This is a genomic window from Bacillus sp. EB106-04-02-XG92, assembly GCF_058791995.1.
Map to the genome: position 1 here is coordinate 341,209 of NZ_JBYTEA010000004.1, position 16,686 is coordinate 357,894.

Annotated in this window: 18 protein-coding genes and 3 pseudogenes; 18 read left to right on the forward strand and 3 right to left on the reverse strand. The window is 31.6% G+C overall.

Translation table 11 applies throughout. The features are described 5' to 3' along the window. Positions 1 to 25 precede the first annotated feature (25 nt). Positions 26 to 888, forward strand: a pseudogene (locus AC3WVA_RS13205) (glycerophosphodiester phosphodiesterase). A 270-nt stretch (positions 889 to 1,158) separates the two neighbouring features. Here the strand turns inward: AC3WVA_RS13205 and AC3WVA_RS13210 are convergent. Beyond that, positions 1,159 to 1,620, reverse strand: a complete 462-nt coding sequence (locus tag AC3WVA_RS13210; protein WP_098344434.1) for a DUF2306 domain-containing protein — start codon at positions 1,618 to 1,620, stop codon at positions 1,159 to 1,161. Between the two features lie 174 nt (positions 1,621 to 1,794). Between AC3WVA_RS13210 and AC3WVA_RS13215 the strand changes: the two genes are divergently transcribed. Continuing rightward, entirely contained in the window at positions 1,795 to 2,325 is a 531-nt protein-coding gene (locus tag AC3WVA_RS13215) for a DUF4269 domain-containing protein (RefSeq protein WP_098880893.1), read from the forward strand. A 45-nt stretch (positions 2,326 to 2,370) separates the two neighbouring features. Here AC3WVA_RS13215 and pdxR read toward each other — a convergent pair whose 3' ends face one another. After that, positions 2,371 to 3,804, reverse strand: a complete 1,434-nt coding sequence (pdxR, locus tag AC3WVA_RS13220) for a MocR-like pyridoxine biosynthesis transcription factor PdxR (protein ID WP_195756387.1) — start codon at positions 3,802 to 3,804, stop codon at positions 2,371 to 2,373. 152 nt (positions 3,805 to 3,956) lie between these two features. Here pdxR and AC3WVA_RS13225 point away from each other — a divergent pair, with 152 nt between their 5' ends. The 14 genes and pseudogenes from AC3WVA_RS13225 (at position 3,957) to AC3WVA_RS13290 (ending at position 13,719) form a co-directional block, all read left to right on the forward strand. Further along, positions 3,957 to 4,868, forward strand: a complete 912-nt coding sequence (locus AC3WVA_RS13225; RefSeq protein WP_098520657.1) for a DMT family transporter — start codon at positions 3,957 to 3,959, stop codon at positions 4,866 to 4,868. A gap of 109 nt (positions 4,869 to 4,977) precedes the next feature. After that, complete coding sequence (locus tag AC3WVA_RS13230; protein WP_098344430.1) at positions 4,978 to 5,436, forward strand: GNAT family N-acetyltransferase; 459 nt, start codon at positions 4,978 to 4,980, stop codon at positions 5,434 to 5,436. Between the two features lie 30 nt (positions 5,437 to 5,466). After that, complete coding sequence (gene cutA, locus AC3WVA_RS13235; RefSeq protein WP_098344429.1) at positions 5,467 to 5,805, forward strand: divalent cation tolerance protein CutA; 339 nt, start codon at positions 5,467 to 5,469, stop codon at positions 5,803 to 5,805. Between the two features lie 25 nt (positions 5,806 to 5,830). Then, positions 5,831 to 6,277, forward strand: a complete 447-nt coding sequence (locus tag AC3WVA_RS13240; protein WP_098344428.1) for an NUDIX domain-containing protein — start codon at positions 5,831 to 5,833, stop codon at positions 6,275 to 6,277. Between the two features lie 199 nt (positions 6,278 to 6,476). Next, a complete protein-coding gene (locus AC3WVA_RS13245; protein ID WP_060486806.1) occupies positions 6,477 to 6,740 on the forward strand; it encodes a heterocycloanthracin/sonorensin family bacteriocin in 264 nt (87 codons plus the stop codon). A gap of 160 nt (positions 6,741 to 6,900) precedes the next feature. After that, positions 6,901 to 7,242, forward strand: a pseudogene (locus AC3WVA_RS13250) (penicillin-binding protein); the annotation flags it as partial. Positions 7,243 to 7,273: 31 nt separating this feature from the next. Continuing rightward, positions 7,274 to 7,417 (forward strand): hypothetical protein, encoded by a 144-nt coding sequence (locus AC3WVA_RS13255; protein ID WP_000653369.1) that lies wholly within the window; start codon positions 7,274 to 7,276, stop codon positions 7,415 to 7,417. A gap of 284 nt (positions 7,418 to 7,701) precedes the next feature. Beyond that, positions 7,702 to 8,910 carry an L-lactate MFS transporter gene (locus AC3WVA_RS13260; protein WP_071759349.1) on the forward strand — a complete coding sequence of 403 codons (1,209 nt, stop codon included), beginning with the start codon at positions 7,702 to 7,704 and terminating at the stop codon, positions 8,908 to 8,910. Between the two features lie 234 nt (positions 8,911 to 9,144). Next, the gene (locus tag AC3WVA_RS13265; RefSeq protein ID WP_048525724.1) at positions 9,145 to 9,771 is read left to right on the forward strand and encodes a cadmium resistance transporter; all 627 of its coding nucleotides are present in this window, start codon (positions 9,145 to 9,147) and stop codon (positions 9,769 to 9,771) included. A gap of 151 nt (positions 9,772 to 9,922) precedes the next feature. Next, on the forward strand, positions 9,923 to 10,348 hold the full coding sequence (locus tag AC3WVA_RS13270) for a GNAT family N-acetyltransferase (protein ID WP_098344426.1): 426 nt from the start codon (positions 9,923 to 9,925) through the stop codon (positions 10,346 to 10,348). Positions 10,349 to 10,563: 215 nt separating this feature from the next. Continuing rightward, a complete protein-coding gene (locus tag AC3WVA_RS13275) occupies positions 10,564 to 11,007 on the forward strand; it encodes an NUDIX hydrolase (protein ID WP_492321990.1) in 444 nt (147 codons plus the stop codon). A 30-nt stretch (positions 11,008 to 11,037) separates the two neighbouring features. Then, positions 11,038 to 12,177 carry a DNA polymerase III subunit beta gene (gene dnaN, locus AC3WVA_RS13280; protein ID WP_492321991.1) on the forward strand — a complete coding sequence of 380 codons (1,140 nt, stop codon included), beginning with the start codon at positions 11,038 to 11,040 and terminating at the stop codon, positions 12,175 to 12,177. A gap of 19 nt (positions 12,178 to 12,196) precedes the next feature. Then, positions 12,197 to 12,698, forward strand: a pseudogene (locus AC3WVA_RS13285) (NUDIX hydrolase). Positions 12,699 to 12,780: 82 nt separating this feature from the next. Continuing rightward, positions 12,781 to 13,719, forward strand: a complete 939-nt coding sequence (locus AC3WVA_RS13290; protein WP_098344423.1) for a pectate lyase family protein — start codon at positions 12,781 to 12,783, stop codon at positions 13,717 to 13,719. 60 nt (positions 13,720 to 13,779) lie between these two features. Here AC3WVA_RS13290 and AC3WVA_RS13295 read toward each other — a convergent pair whose 3' ends face one another. Continuing rightward, positions 13,780 to 14,742: an MBL fold metallo-hydrolase gene (locus tag AC3WVA_RS13295; protein WP_098344422.1), complete on the reverse strand. Its 963-nt coding sequence runs from the start codon at positions 14,740 to 14,742 to the stop codon at positions 13,780 to 13,782. Between the two features lie 296 nt (positions 14,743 to 15,038). Here AC3WVA_RS13295 and AC3WVA_RS13300 point away from each other — a divergent pair, with 296 nt between their 5' ends. Together AC3WVA_RS13300 and AC3WVA_RS13305 are read left to right on the forward strand one after the other, a co-directional pair. Continuing rightward, positions 15,039 to 16,034 (forward strand): LAGLIDADG family homing endonuclease, encoded by a 996-nt coding sequence (locus tag AC3WVA_RS13300; RefSeq protein WP_098520660.1) that lies wholly within the window; start codon positions 15,039 to 15,041, stop codon positions 16,032 to 16,034. A gap of 151 nt (positions 16,035 to 16,185) precedes the next feature. Then, on the forward strand, positions 16,186 to 16,581 hold the full coding sequence (locus tag AC3WVA_RS13305) for a RidA family protein (RefSeq protein ID WP_492321992.1): 396 nt from the start codon (positions 16,186 to 16,188) through the stop codon (positions 16,579 to 16,581). The last annotated feature ends 105 nt before the right edge of the window (positions 16,582 to 16,686 follow it).

Here is a 16,686-nt window from a genome sequence, read left to right on the forward strand (position 1 = left end):
TTCATGTAGGAGTTAATATATCATTATGAAAAAGATATATATTATTACAATACTTTGCACCTTTATAGTAATAGGTACTTTCGTTTTAAATAAAGTAAATGAACTTACATACACGAAAGCTATTAATCAATCAAATCATATAAAAAACATTGCACATAGAGGAGCTTCTGCGTATGCGCCGGAACATACAATACAAGCTTATACATTAGGACAACAATTAAAAGGAGATTATATAGAAATTGATCTTCAAATGACAAAAGATGGACATTTAGTAGCTATGCATGATGAAACAGCAAACCGTACTACAAACGGTACAGGTCTAGTTAAGGAACATACATTAGAAGAAATAAAGCAATTAAATGCAGGTTTTTTTTTAATGAAAAGTATCCAACTTTAGCAAAGCAAGAATATGAAAATGCTAAAGTCCCAACACTAGAAGAAATTATTGAAACGTTTGGGCATAATGCTAACTATTATATTGAAACAAAATCGCCAGATGAATATGCTGGTATGGAAGAAAAGCTGCTAGAAATTATAAAGCAATACGAAATAAATGATAAAGTTATAATTCAATCATTTAGTGAAGAAAGCCTGCAAAAAATTCATAGTTTAGATGTTACTTTACCGCTAGTACAATTATTACCTTACAAAAAGGCAGTTCAATTAACTGAATTAGAGATAAAAAAGTATAAAACATACTGCATCGGTCTTGGAATGAACTATAAATATATTGATTCCACTTATGTAAAGAAAATAAAGAAATATGGATTAGAGGTTCATCCATTTACTGTAGATAATGAAAAAAATATAAAAAACTTACTTTTATGGGGCGTTGACGGGATGTTTACGAATTACCCGGATCGATTACAATCATTATTACAATCTTAAACTATATGGTGTAATTATCACTGAACCGATAATACAAGTACCCACAAGTATACCATGCTAATTCGTTATCCAGATGGTAACATCAACGAATACATAGAGCCGATATTGAAATGAAATCCGAAAAAGAATCCAATACTTTTATTGGATTCTTTTTATTTAGCTCTAAGGGACTAACTTAAAGCAATGCGATTTTGAATTTGTTAATAAAATATTACATCGAGTATGATTTTTCATAATAATCATCAGAAAGTAACGAAAATTTAATGGATTTTAACTACGCTTTTTATATTTTTTTGATACACTGACTACGAGAGGAATACCGATTAATGTAGGTAAAAACCAAAACCATATACGTGGGAGTAAATTAATTAAGGGAATATGAATACCGACATTTACTAAAAGTGCAGTAACAGCACCAATATAAGAGCCTAACATACCTCTAATATGATGGTGAAGCCAATTTTTCCAATGTTTTTTTCGTGCGAGGTATCCATATATCGCAAATGAATAAGAGAAAATTGCTACATAAAATAAATATGCGATTTTATCCCAGTTTATAATGGATAGTATAATGGCAGTAACGGTGATAACAACATAGGATGCGTGATATACTTCACCCCATTCCGTATGTTTACCTTTCTTCTTTTGAGCAACCATCGCTATTATCCCAGTGATTAAACATATCGTTCCAAATAATATGTGGATGGTTAAAAGAATGTTAAAAATGCTCATAATAATTCCTCCCTTTTTATTTTTATAGTATTGCAGCATAGGAGAAAAGTTGAAACATATTGTTTATTCACTTTAATATATTGAAATGAAGGTACTACAAGAACAAGTTGAAACGGACAAATTTTTCTTGAGTTTAGTGAGACACGTATTACGTGAAATGAAGGAGAGACTTCCATGTTTACATCTATTACATATTTACAATCAGGGAATGACAAGCAACAACAGGTATATGATGTTTTGAACAAACTAAATATTATGGAGGATTTAGCTTTGTATAGTCCCGTTCTTTGTGGGACAATCCCTATAAGAATTGATACTCTTCAATCTGACTTAGATATAGTAATGGAAGTACATAACTTTAATGTTTTTGAACAAGAAATGAGATCTTTATATGGTTCTTATGAAGGGTTCAAAATAAAAAAGAAAAAAATGAAAAATACTGAATCGATAAAGGTAAATTTTAAATTTGAAGGTTTTGAATTTGAATTATTTGCTCAGCCTAAGCCAGTGCGTAATCAAAATGCATATAGACATATGATAGTAGAGCATATGCTATTAATGCAGCATCCCCATATAAGGGAAGAAATTATTCGCTTGAAAGAAAATGGTTTGAAAACAGAACCTGCTTTTGCTCAAATATTAAATATTGACGGAGATCCTTATGAGGAACTTATTTTGTTAGGGCAGGAAATGAGATTGTGGTAAATAAGATACACAAAAACTCCTCTATAGATAAAAGAGGAGTTTTTGTTATGCCATTAGCTTACGAATTAATTCACTCAGTAATTTAATCCCGTTAGTCATTTGCTCTGGAGAAGCATATCCATATGATAAACGAATGTATTGATTTGATTCTTCTTCATAAATACGTCCTGGGTTTAAAAGAATTCCTTTTGATAGCGCCTCTGAAAATAATTTCTTCATCGGAATGTTAGGTACAACCTTTAGCCATATAAAAAATCCACCAGTAGGAATATCCCACGCCGCAACATCTACACAATACTTATTTAAAGCTTGTATCATGATTTGTCTTCGTTCTTTTAATTGAATTCTTACGTTTGCTACATGTTCTTCATAAAAACCTTTTTTTATCCATTCAGCAGCAACTCTTTGAGATAAAGAGCTCGATCCATAGTCTGTTTGCATTTTTATATCTGACAATCTATCAATAACTGGTTCAGGTCCAACAATCCATCCAATTCTAAGTCCTGGGCTAAGTGTTTTAGATAGGCTACCAATATATAATACATGTCCATGTTTATCTAGCGACTTTAAAGGAGCTGGAGGTGGTTCATCAATCCATAACTCGCGGTAAATATCATCTTCAATAATAGGTAACTGTTCCTTTTCGCATATTTTTATTATTTCTTTTCTTCGCCCTTTAGACATTAATACCCCTGTTGGGTTTTGAAAACTAGGGATAGAATATAAAATGTTTTTCTTTTGACTATATTTAATACGTTTTAATAATTCGTTAGGTAAAACACCGTGATGATCCATAGCTATACCAGATAAATTTATATTTGCTGATTGAAATACATGAAGTGAATATAAGTAAGAAGGTTGTTCAAGTAAAACAGTTGATTCTCGATGCAAAAGACCAATTGATATTAATTGCAATGCTTGTAATGCACCAGAAACGATTAATATAGAACTGGCTGATGCATGTATTCCGAATGATTTTACGTATTTACTAATTGCTTCACGTAACGGTAAAAAACCTTTTTGTTCTTCGTATCCAAAATAATCTAATTCGTCACATACACTTTTCATAATGGACTGCATAGTTTTTAGCGGAAAAAGTTCAGGAGCAAGTTCACCTTTACTAAGATGGATAAGTGTTTTATTTGCCTCTGCTTCATTTATTTCTCGTACCATTAACTTGCTAGGTTTATGAATACCAGCCTTTACATATTCACTCCAGTCAGGCGGGGGATTCGTCGCTAATAACGACCAAGTATTATTCATCACAATTGTTCCTGCTCCAATTTGTCCTTGAATTAAGCCATCTGCCATAAGTTCATCTAGCGCGGTTATTACAGTACTTCGATTTACATGAAATAGTTTTGCTAACTGCCGTTGACTAGGAATCTTACTTCCAATAGGCCATTCTCCGTTTTCGATTTTTTCTTTCATATATTCTACTACCTGCCTATATTTAGGCAGTTTTTTATTCGTTGTCATAAAAAAAACTCCCTCGTTCACTTTAAAAATGTCAAGTGGTTGGTTTTTACGATAAATAACTGGTTGAAGACATTGTAACAACTATTAAATATGATGAAAAGAAATAATTGGTAATTTAAAAATAGTTGGTTTATTAGAAAGGGAGAGAAAACATGCATAATAAAAAATGGGATTTACGCATTATATATGCACACACATTTACGATCCTTATATGGGGAACTGCTTTTCCGGCAATTCGTATGGGGCTTGAATCTTATACACCTGAACATCTTACTTTACTACGCTTATTAATCGCCTCATTTCTACTTCTGTTGTTTTCTTTTATCTACAAGTTACGACTACCAGATTTAAAGGATATCCCAGCAATTTTTATGTTCGGTGCTTTAGGATTCACTTTTTATCACATTGCATTAAACTACGGCGAAAAAACAGTAAATGCTGGTTCTGCAAGTTTAATTATTTCGGTCACACCTATAGTAACGGCAATTCTTGCTTCTATTTTTTTGAACGAAAAAATGAAATTAAATGGTTGGGTCGGTGGTGTAATTAGTTTTATAGGAATTGCTCTCATATCATTTAGTCAAGGAGATACTATGCAATTAAATAGTGGAGGATTATTTATATTATTAGCAGCGATTTCAGAAAGCCTATATTTTGTTTTCCAAACTTCTTATTTAAAAAAGTACGGCTTCTTACCATTTACCATATATACAATTTTATCTAGTACAGTATGTATGCTTATTTTCTTACCGGGATTGTATCAAGAAATACTAGCAGCTCCTCTTGAAGTGAATGTGAGTGTTTTATACTTAGGCTTATTCCCAACAGTACTTCCATATATCGCATTAGCTTATATCATATCTCGTGCTGGTGCTGCTGAGGCAACAAGTTCTCTATATTTAACGCCAGTAACTGCATGTTTTATTGCTTGGATATGGTTAGGTGAAGTACCAACTGTTGTTTCGATAATTGGCGGGGGAATTACTATACTTGGAGTTTTAATTGCACATGTATCACTAAAGAAAGATACTCGAAGTGAAAAGTACAATAATATAACTGGATAGATTTTATTTAGAAGTAATACTTCAACCATTTCCTTATATCAAGAAACAGGGATTTGTTTCAATACGTTGAATATAAAAATATATCCTCTTAATAAAGGAGCTTACCATATTGAATATCCAGTTAAAGATTGTTACGAGAGAAAATTGGGAAGATGCACTAAAATTACAAGTTAAAGAAGAACAAAGAAAATTTGTACCAACTGTAGCAGTTTCACTTGCTAAAGTATATATAAAACCAGATGGTGACAATGTAGAATACATACCATTTGCGATATACGACGGCGAGCTAATGGTTGGTTTTGTTATGCATGCTGTTATAAAAGAGACAACAGATATGTATTGGATAAATGGATTTATTATCGATCAAAAGCAGCAAGGGAATGGGTACGGAAAAGCGGCATTACAGGAAAGTGTCTATTTAATAAAAAATACATGTAAGGCTTGTAAAGAAATAAGGTTAACGGTACATAAAGATAATCTCTCTGCAAAGAAATTATATGAACGTTACGGTTTTCAACCATTGGGACATGATTATGATGGGGAGCAAGTGTATCGTTTATTTGTTTAAGTATTATAAAGTAAAGGTGTGAAAGGAAAGATGCAATTTTCGGAAGTGAAAATCGAAGTGTTTATTCCTGAAGAATACATTGAGATATTGCGGGATGAGCTAAATAGAATTGGTGCTTGTAACACAGGAAAATATGACCATTGTTTTTCCTATAGTTCCGTGAAAGGATACTGGAGACCGTTAGACGATGCAGCACCTTTTAACGGAGAAATTGGTCAAATATGCGAAGGGCAAGAATGTAAAATTGAAATAAAGTGTAAACAGGACTTTGTAAAGGATGCACTTGAAGTGATTAACGAAATTCATCCGTATGAAACCCCTATGATTTATATTATACCGATATTAAATGACTATTTTAATCAAATATAAAGTAAATGACTGGGAGGAATAACAATTGAAAAATAAATTTCATCATATTGTACGAGCTGTATTGATAAAGGATAAAAAATTGTTAGTGGCTGAATATATTGGCCATCATTATTTTTTACCAGGTGGTCACGTTGAAGTTGGCGAATCAGCTGAGAATGCATTAATAAGAGAATTGCGAGAAGAACTCGGAGTTAACTGTAGTATAAAACAATTTTTAGGTGTAATAGAAAACAAATGGGAAGACCGAGAAGTTCTTCATCATGAAATTAACCACATTTTTGAAATAGATTCACAAGAGTTACATAATGATTTCATACCAAAATCTAAAGAGTCTCATTTAGCGTTTCACTGGATAGATTTTACTCAAGAATCTTTAAATACTTATAAGATCATGCCAGCCCCTTCAGTTAAAGAGTTGCTAGAAAGAAAATTAAGCGATGAACTACTAAACTGTTGGATTAGTAATTTTTAAACAACTCTATTAATAATAAATTCGTCTACCGAAAAGGAATTAAGAAAATAGGCTAAAAAACAAGGTACATCACCTAGTGTAATTTCATATTTTGTTGATGTACGCATTTAGTCTATAGCCTTATTTCTACTTTGTTTGCAAAAATAGATGAACTTTAACATTCGGACGGAATTTATTTTTATAAATGGAGGGTTTCGTAATGAATCAGTTTCAACAAGAACTACAATCATTAAATCTTAATGATTATCAATCTGGTAATGTTGTGTATTGGGATCAACTACAACAAAATCAATATCCGTACTATTACATTCAAGACGATGCACGTCGTTGTGGCGGATGCGGAGGTTGTGGTGGTCGCTGTGGTGGATGTGGTGGCGGAAGATGCGGAGGTTGTGGCGGTCGTTGTGTAGGATGCGCTGGTTGTTTCGGTTGTTTTAACTGCTGGAACTGGTGGATCATTTAAGTATAGAACATCAATACTATTTCACATGAAAGAGAGGTATAGATATTATTTTATACTTTTCTTTCATGCTGTAATTTTTTATTCGTGTTAAGGGGGATATATTTGTATACATACGATAAGTTAATTTCTTGGGTAGAAAATATAAAAGAAGAAAATCATAGTTCTGCATGGGAAACAAATTGTTCCAAAAGAAGTGATAGAAATTGCGACAAGTTTACAGAGTCCAACATTTACAAACAATGAACTACCACAAAACGGGTTATTTTGGTTCGTTCAAAATGAACCTGCGCTTTTAAGCGAGCTTGGTGAACGCGTTCCAAAAGGATCGTATCAAATATTAGGAATTACCGGACCAACTATATTAGTAATACCTGAATATAATGTAGTTGTTGCGAAAATGTATAATAAAAGATATAACTACGGCGGTGATAATTATTTATATTATTTACGTGAATTCAGCAATTTAGTCGCGGATACATTTCGTAACGGTAATGGGGCATAATTACTCCTATAATGAAAAGGAGTGAGAGAAAGTGAAAGATAAAATGAATAAAAACAAAAAGCAAAACATTAAAGATGTAAATACAGAACAAAATGCAATTTATAGCGATCCGAAAGATGCGGCTAATATGCAAACGGTACCGCAGCCGAAAGATTTTGATGAAATTGAATATTAATTTTTTATTCATCCGACTATATGATGAATAAAAAATACATCTTAAGTCCCATCACATGATTGAAATCTTTTGTTACTCTATATACATTAGCATTTGAAAATGTCTTATCTTAACAAAGCTTTCTTTAAGTAAGTCTAATATAACCTGCAGAAAGACACTTCATTATGGAGTGTCTTTTTGCGTACATGAATTCAATTTCCATTTTTCATGCAGTATCTTGCTTCTTATGATGGATATACTAACTGTGAAAATTCATGTCATGATAAAAGAAGGGGACAGTTAGCATGAAACAAACCTCTATAAATCCGTTACTAATTGTTCTAGGCACAATCATTGTTCAAATTGGTCTTGGGACAATTTATACATGGAGTTTATTTAATCAACCCCTTGTTAGTAAGTTTGGATGGAATCTCAATGCAGTTGCAATAACTTTCTCCATAACAAGCTTTTCTTTATCATTTTCAACCTTATTTGCAGGAAAGTTACAGCAAAAATTAGGGCTTCGAAAACTCATCGCTACTGCAGGGATTGTGCTGGGACTTGGTTTAATACTTAGTTCACAAGTTTCTTCTTTACCATTACTATATTTATTAGCTGGTGTAGTAGTTGGTTATGCCGATGGAACTGCTTATATTACTTCATTATCTAATTTAATTAAATGGTTTCCAAATCGAAAAGGACTTATTTCTGGTATATCTGTTTCTGCATATGGAATGGGCAGCTTAATCTTTAGATATATAAACGGAAGTCTTATCGATAGTCTTGGTGTATCACAAGCATTTTTATATTGGGGGATTATCGTTTTACTTTTAGTATTAACTGGATCGTTCTTCTTACGTGAAGCAATAGTAAGTAACACTGTAACTGAAACTTTACACAATGATTATACACCTCGTGAAATGATGCAAACGAAACAAGTATATCTTTTGTTTTTTATGCTATTCACATCGTGTATGGGCGGTCTATATTTAATCGGCATGGTAAAAGATATAGGAGTGCAGCTCGTTGGACTTAGCGCAGCAACTGCAGCTAATGCCGTCGCAATGATTGCAATTTTTAATACAGTAGGTAGAATCGTTCTTGGAACGTTATCGGATAAAATTGGCCGAATGAAAATTGTTTCTGCAACGTTTATTATTATTGGATTGTCAGTCTTTACTTTAAGTTTCATTCCACTAAATTACGGGATTTATTTCGCTTGTGTAGCAAGCGTTGCCTTTTGCTTTGGTGGTAATATCACAATCTTCCCAGCAATTGTTGGAGATTTCTTCGGATTAAAAAACCATAGTACAAATTATGGGATTGTATATCAAGGTTTCGGGTTCGGTGCACTTGCAGGAGCGTTCATTGGAGCATTACTGGGTGGATTTCAACCGACCTTTATTATAATCGGTGTTTTAAGCGTTATTTCCTTCATTATTTCGATACTAATTCGTCCACCAAAAGCAGAAAACAAAAAAGAAACACGACATTTATATCGGAAAGTAGCCTAATTTTAAAAAGAGTCCTTGTATAGGGCTCTTTTTATATTACAAAATAAGTGAAAAGGATTTGAAAGGTAATAAAGTAATTTATTTCTTTAGCAATAAGTAGCAGATTAGTAAAATATTCATATTGTTTTATAAAGGCACTGAAATCATGTTATAAACCTATATTAACCACCTTTGTTATTAGATATGCAATTCATTTGTACACCCTTATTTTATTATAAAGGTAGTTGGCTTATATTGGCTACAACTATAATTTCTTCTTTTATCGCATTCACTTCAACAAATATTGATGACATTTTTATACTTCTTGTTTTATTTTCACAAGTAAGGACAGGAGTAATTAAGAAAGAAGGTAGAACTGTCCGAGGAAAAACTAAAATGAAACAACTTTATATTATTATTGGGCAATATTTTGGGTTTAGTTTCATTATTTTTCTAAGTATCATCGGTTCTTTAAGCACTTTTTTCATTCCTGTTTCGTGGATCGGATTATTAGGATTCGTGCCCATTTATATGGGAGTGAAAGGACTATTGTCACTTCGTTCTTATAAAAGTAACGAAGTCATTGATAACGCTTCTGGTTCAATATTTAAAGTAGCTTCAATTACATTAGCTAATGGAGCTGATAATATTTCGATTTATATACCAATGTTTGCTAGTCAAAATCTTAATGCCAATATTGTTACATTAGTAATCTTTTATTGCATGATAGCAATATGGTGTTTAATTAGCTACAAATTGATAAGAGCTCCTATTTTAGCTAAAGTACTTGAGAGAAATTGTCATATTATCGTTCCAATCGTTCTAATTGGTTTAGGAATGTTCATTCTTTTTCGGAGTAATACAATTGAATTATTGTACTAATTAAAAAGAATCAAACGCCGTAATAAGCCATACTACAGATAAAATGTAGTATGACTTTTCTTTATATTAGTGAAATGACGACTATTAAGTTAGACAGGATATTACGATTATTAAATTGAATAGATACTTTAAAAGGAGCGTGATAATTACAATGAAAATAGTAAAACAATGGATCCAGGAAGACAGTGATTACATAAGAGAAAAAGTAATTGAATATAACCAAAAACATATTTCGGATGAAGAGAGAAAGCCTTCAGAAAAAATTAGTTTTATAGTGAGAAGTGAAAAGGAAGAAATTGTAGGCGGAATAACTGCAATTACATTTTGGCATCACGTACATGTCGATTTCCTTTGGGTTTCTGAAGAATATAGACACGAAGGCTACGGAAGCAAGTTATTAAAACTTATTGAAGAATTTGCAATTGAAAAAGAGTGTAGGCTAATCAATTTAGATACTTTTAGCTTTCAGGCACCTGCGTTTTATAAAAAGCATGGATATAAAGTAATTGGAGTAAGTGAAGATCACCCTAAAGGGCACAATCGATACTATTTAGAAAAAAGGTTAGAAATTATATAGAATCCAAAAATGAATTTATCAAAGTATAAAGAGCGTACGTTGAATAATTACTTTCAAAATACGTTCTTTTTTATTTAGTAACGAAGAGATATCGATTATTACCTTTACTAAGCGCAGATAAATGAAATACTCAATTAACTTTTTTATATTTTAAAACGATTAAATGGTAGAATGTAACAAAGGCAGAAAATTCTTATTATTGAAGGTGGATTTAGATGAAAAAAGTAAATGTTACATATGCACTTTTATACGATAAAACAAATGAAAAGATCTTAATGGTAAAAAACAAAGGAAAGAATGGTTCTTATTACACATTACCAGGTGGCGCAGTTAAATTTGGGGAAACGTTAGAAGAGGCAGTTATTCGAGAAGTGAAAGAAGAAATTGGACTACATATAACTGTAAACGGTATTTGTTACATTAGCGAAGCTTTTTTTGAAGAGAGAGGACACCATGCAATTTTCTTTAATTTTTTAGGGGAAATAATTGGCGGGGAAACAAATATATCAAGACCAAAAGAAATAGAAGAGATTACTTGGATGGAATTACATAAAGCAGCACCACATTTACGTATACCAGAACAATTATTAAATACATTACAAAGGAAAGAAACAGTACCTTACTTTTTTAACGGAACAATCATTCATCAATCTTCATAAAATTATCATATTATGTAAGGCGGGGGAAAAATGGAGTTTATCGTTAATCATAAACAGTTCATTCAAGCACTTTCAGAAGTAAGTAAGGCTATATCTACGAAAGCTATAATCCCTATACTTTCCGGTATAAAGATAACTGCAGATCAATCCGGAATTACTTTAATCGCAAGTAATTCAAACATTTTCATTGAAAAATTCATCCCTAGTTCTACTGAAGACGACCGAATAACAACTATATTAAAAGCAGGAACTATAGTAGTACCTGCAAAATATTTTATTGAAATTATAAAGAAAATGCCAAGTGATGTAACAATAAAAAGTAAGGATGAGCAAATCATTACGATACAGTCAGAAGAAATTACATTAAACTTAAATGGACTTCCAACATACGAGTTTCCGAATGTACCACTTATAAACGATCATGCAAAAGTACAAATAGAAACAGAACAATTGATTGAAGTGTTTAAACAAACTGTCTTTGCGGTAGCTAAAAATGAATCTAGACCTGTTCTTACCGGTGTTCATTTAGAGTTAGATCATAATAAATTAATTTGCGTAGCAACTGATTCTCATAGACTTGCTATACGCGAAATGATAATTGCTACAGATACGAAAGCAAGTTGTATCGTACCAAGTGCAACTATTAGTGAACTGCTAAAATTAATGAGTAGTAATTCAGAATTCGTATACATCTATCTTTCAGAAAGTCACATTATTTTTACATTCGGCACAACTGCATTATATTCAAGACTAATTGAAGGGAAATATCCTAATATATCTAATTTAATTCCAAATGACTTTCAAACAGTCATTAACATAGATAGAAAAAGGATTTTACAAGGAGTAGATCGATCAAGCTTATTAGCAAGTGAATGGGCAAATAACAATGTTAACTTAGAAATTGTAAACGAATCTACAATTAAAGTTTCGTCTAACGCTTCTCAGATTGGAAAAATATATGAGACACAACAAGTAGATGCGATTCAAGGTGAAAAACAATTAAATATATCTTTCGATGGACGATTTATGTTAGATGCTTTAAAGGCAATAAAAGAAGAAACGGTTACTTTAAGTTTCAGCGGTTCTATGAGACCGATATTAATTGAAGCAGGGACACAATCTGCAGCTGCAGCAGTACATCTTATATCTCCAGTAAGAACTTATTCATAACAAAGGAAGGATTTACATTATGTACAAGCACACTCTATGTTTTATAAAGAGAAATGAAGAGATACTTATGTTAAATAGAGAATATGACCCTGTAAAAGGATTGTGGAATGGGGTAGGGGGAAAGATAGAAAAGGGAGAAACACCTTTAGAGAATGCAATTCGTGAAATAAAAGAAGAGACTAATATAGAAGTTACGCCAATTTAAAGGCATTATTAAATGGGAGGACTCTTCATATTCTGGCGGTATGTATGTTTATCTAATAGAGCTACTTAATGAATTTACATATCAAACTCCAAAAAAAGTATCAGAAGGAATTTTAGATTGGAAAGAGATTTCTTGGATGTTAAGCGACTATAATTACGGCGTAGGAGAGATGATACCAAAATTTTTATATGAAGTACTCCATAATGAATTAATATTAGAGCACAATTTTGTTTTATCTAATCATAAATTAATAGATTATAGGAATGAAGAATTGGCTAAGCAGGACAGTTCTATAGATAATATAATTCAATTATAAAAAGCAGGAATTGTAATCTATCATACACAGCAAAATAATTATCATTTAAATTATTCGAAGAGTAGCTAAGAAGAAAATTTATATGAGGATGAGGGTAATGAAGAAAATAATTATTTTACTCATAGCTGTAGTTTTAATTACTTTTGCTTTTTATCAATACACAAAAAAAGATAGTGTAGCTAAAAATGATAAAGTGTATGTAGAAGACTTTAAAGGTAAAAATGATTCAAATAAAATACAATCTGCTATCAATAAAGCAGAATCTAGTAAAACGAAAACGGTATTGCTGGATGATAAGAAGTACAAAATCACCTCACCAATTGTAGTGAAACAAGGTGTAAAGTTATTATTTGGTTATGGAACACAATTTGTTATCGAAGGTAATTTTAGAGTAATAGAATTAGAAAAAAACTCATCAATTGAAGGGGCCTATATAGCTATAGACGATCCTACATTTAATTCTGAAGTTATATATTTAGATGGCAAAAATAAGTATTATAACACTTGGCACAAGACACAAATAAAAGATATAAATATTATTAATTGGACAGAAACAAATAAAGGTACCGGAATTTCTTTATACTCGGTTGGAAAAGAAAATGAAATTTCGTTTGTTAATTTTGAAAACGTTAAAGTTGTAGGAATGGAAACGGGGCTAAAATTAGTAGCTAAGAAACCGCAATCTGGTTATGCTTGGATAAATGCCAATCGTTTTATGAACTTTTCACTTGAAGATTGTGTAAATATGATTTATATGGATAGTAATGTAACTACGCCAAATGAAATTAGTGGTAATCAATTTACAAATCTACAAATACAGCCATCCAGTAAAACGAAAAATATATTAAGTGTAAGTGGACAGCATAACGTGTTCAGTGGAATGGTGTGGGATTTACAGAAAATCAATCACGAAAACGAACTCATTGAACTAACTGATAAGAGTATGAATACAGTGATTGAAATGTCCAGTGTACCAACAAATAGAATTTTAGATAGCGGGAAAGCAAATATAGTGAAATAAGTTTAAATACAGAAGAAGAGCGAATTCCTTATAAGGGAGTTCGCTCATTTTTATTTATAATTAAATTTCTCTCCACCAAGCTGATGATGGATAGTCTGTAGATTTTAACGTAATAGATTCGCCAATTTGAGGCGTTGTAATTTTAACTTCTAAACGCTTAGCTTCTTTCGTAACACGTTCTATCGGGTCACTCCATTCGTGTAATGCTAATGTAAAAGCCCCCCAATGAATTGGAAGAAGGAGTTCTCCTTTAACAGCAATATGAGCTTGTACCGTTTCTTCAGGCAACATATGAATAGCAGACCACCTCGGATCATATTGCCCGCATTCCATTAACGTAAGATCGAATGGACCGTACTTATCACCAATCTCCTTAAAGTGAGGAGCATAACCGCTATCACCACTAAAGAAAACTTTTGTCTCTTTCCCTAAAATAAGCCATGAACACCATAACGAACAATCTCTATCTGTTATACTCCGTCCAGAGAAATGCCTTGCAGGTGCACAAACTAATTTTATAGTATCAAACGTAATTTCGTCCCACCAATTATGCTCACTAATTTTACTAGGTGAAACGCCCCATTTAATTAAATATTGTGCAACTCCAGTTGGGACATAAAAGTGTTTTGCACGATCTTTTAACTGCATAATACTCTTGTAATTTAAATGGTCATAGTGATTATGAGAAATGATAATCGCATCAATTTCTTGAAGGTCTTCACGTTCTAAAGAAAAAGCATCACTATAACGTTTACTATTAAACAGGGGAAATGGGGAAGAGGCATCTCCAAACATCGGGTCTAATAACAATGTTTTACCTTCTATTTTTAATAGCGAAGCAGAGTGCCCAAACCATGTCACACACTCTAAAGACTCATTATTTTTATCCGATAAAACAACAGGTAAATTCTTTATAGGACGCAGCTTAGTTTTCATTTTAAAGTAATCAGTCATTAAACCTATAATATCTTTCGGTTTAAAACTTACATCAGTATGAATTTGATTTATATATTTCTTTTTCATTCGTTCTCCTTTTTACGTTTAACAATATACGTATGTTGTTATTGTAGCTAATTGTAGTTTAAACGAAATCATTTTACCTTTCATCTTAAATGCAGTACATTTCATAAATTTGTCAAATTCATTATTCTCATATATAAAACGCAAATTAAACAGCAGCAGATCAAACTAATATGAAGTAAATGTAAAATGTTTTAATTTAGTAAATTCCCTCTTATACGCAACAAAGAACATACGTTTCATTGTATGTTATAGAAGTAAATACATCTCTTAATAATAAAAGAAAGGAGAGTAACTAAATGAAAGCAGAGAGAAAAAAGAAATCAAAATGTAAACTATCAAAATCTGAAATAACAAAGCTATATGCAGAAGGGAAGAGTACCTCAGAAATAGCTACGCTTGCCAATGTGTCTGCTAGGTATATTCGTATGGTTTTAACTGACAATAACGTTCCAAGGCGCGCTATAGGGAGTTGGAAGAGGAAGTATGACATATCAGAAGATTATTTTAAAACATGGTCAAATAACATGGCTTATATTTTAGGATTTATAGCAGCAGATGGTGTCATACAAAAAGAAAATCAATGTGTCAGTATATCTCAAAAAGAAAGTTACATTTTAGAAGATATAAAACAAGAACTAAACACAAAACAGCCACTGTATCAAAATAAAAAAACAGGCGTATATATGCTAAACATTAATAGCAAAACAATAAAAGACGACCTTATGAATATACATCGAATCATGCCATGTAAATCATTAAATATCAAATTCCCATTCGTGCCTGAAGAATATTTACATCATTTTGTTCGTGGATATTTTGATGGGGATGGTTATGTCAAGTATGAAACGTATACAGTCAGTTTTGTAGGAGGATCATATACTTTTATGAATTCTTTACATCAAATACTACAAAATCAAAATTTATCAGCCGATTTACTAAATCAAAATAAACATCATCGCGTCATTTTAACCGGGAGAAAATCAATACAACTATTTTCAAATTGGATTTATAAAGACAAAGATATTTATTTGCATAGAAAATATGAAGTGTTTCAGAAAGAAAGTCTGAGTTTAGACCAATTACAAGATCGAAAATTAAAACAAACTCAAACTGCCGTTAAACAAAGGAAACAAATTTTCCTTAAAGAATATATGAAAAATAAATGTAATTCTACAACTTGTTCAAATTTAGAAATAAGCGAATCGGCTTTCAAACGTTGGTTAAAAAATGATAATCAATTTAAAAGAGATTATGAAAAGATTAATTTAACAATGTCCACTAGCGATAACTAAATATAAAACTCTAAAAAACCTTAGAATAGGTATGAAGGTAGCTATTCTAAGGTTTTTATTTTCAAATCATAAAGTATTCTTAATTTTATTTATTGAATATAACAAATACATAGATTTTACAATTAATTTGATAAAAAAGGAGAGAAGAATCTTGCAAAAGAAATTTATCAATCCAGAAACAATGCCACCAACTTTTGGATACTCGCATGTAGTCGAAGTTAGTAACGCTAAACGAACAATTTACATATCTGGACAAGTAGCGATTAATACTGAGGGTCAAATAGTTTGTGTTGGCGATTTAGCTATACAAACGCGACAAGTATTCGAAAACATCAAAAGTGCATTAAAAACTTCGGAATTAAAATTTAACGATGTAGTAAAATTAACATTTTTCTTAACAGATATTTCTCAAATGGCCATTGTTAGAGATATACGAGATCAATACATTGATACTAAAAATCCACCAGCAAGTTCAGCTGTAGAAGTTAAAAAGTTAATTAACGATAACTTATTAATTGAAATTGAAGCAATTGCTGTAGCAAACTAATTTTAAAAACTTATTCGTAATCATATCAATGCAATTCGTTTAATGCGTTCATTTAAAACGAATTGCATTTTTTATTGTCTAAATATAATTTATATCTGGAGACAT

Coding starts and splice junctions, on each gene's coding strand:
- pdxR (WP_195756387.1), bottom strand. CDS start 3,804: ATGACAACGAATAAAAAACTGCCTAAATATAGGCAGGTAGTAGAATAT.
- AC3WVA_RS13210 (WP_098344434.1), bottom strand. CDS start 1,620: ATGAGCATTTTTAACATTCTTTTAACCATCCACATATTATTTGGAACG.
- AC3WVA_RS13295 (WP_098344422.1), bottom strand. CDS start 14,742: ATGAAAAAGAAATATATAAATCAAATTCATACTGATGTAAGTTTTAAA.
- cutA (WP_098344429.1), top strand. CDS start 5,467: ATGCAATTTTCGGAAGTGAAAATCGAAGTGTTTATTCCTGAAGAATAC.
- AC3WVA_RS13260 (WP_071759349.1), top strand. CDS start 7,702: ATGAAACAAACCTCTATAAATCCGTTACTAATTGTTCTAGGCACAATC.
- dnaN (WP_492321991.1), top strand. CDS start 11,038: ATGGAGTTTATCGTTAATCATAAACAGTTCATTCAAGCACTTTCAGAA.
- AC3WVA_RS13225 (WP_098520657.1), top strand. CDS start 3,957: ATGCATAATAAAAAATGGGATTTACGCATTATATATGCACACACATTT.
- AC3WVA_RS13245 (WP_060486806.1), top strand. CDS start 6,477: ATGAATCAGTTTCAACAAGAACTACAATCATTAAATCTTAATGATTAT.
- AC3WVA_RS13275 (WP_492321990.1), top strand. CDS start 10,564: ATGAAAAAAGTAAATGTTACATATGCACTTTTATACGATAAAACAAAT.
- AC3WVA_RS13215 (WP_098880893.1), top strand. CDS start 1,795: ATGTTTACATCTATTACATATTTACAATCAGGGAATGACAAGCAACAA.
- AC3WVA_RS13290 (WP_098344423.1), top strand. CDS start 12,781: ATGAGGATGAGGGTAATGAAGAAAATAATTATTTTACTCATAGCTGTA.
- AC3WVA_RS13270 (WP_098344426.1), top strand. CDS start 9,923: ATGAAAATAGTAAAACAATGGATCCAGGAAGACAGTGATTACATAAGA.
- AC3WVA_RS13300 (WP_098520660.1), top strand. CDS start 15,039: ATGAAAGCAGAGAGAAAAAAGAAATCAAAATGTAAACTATCAAAATCT.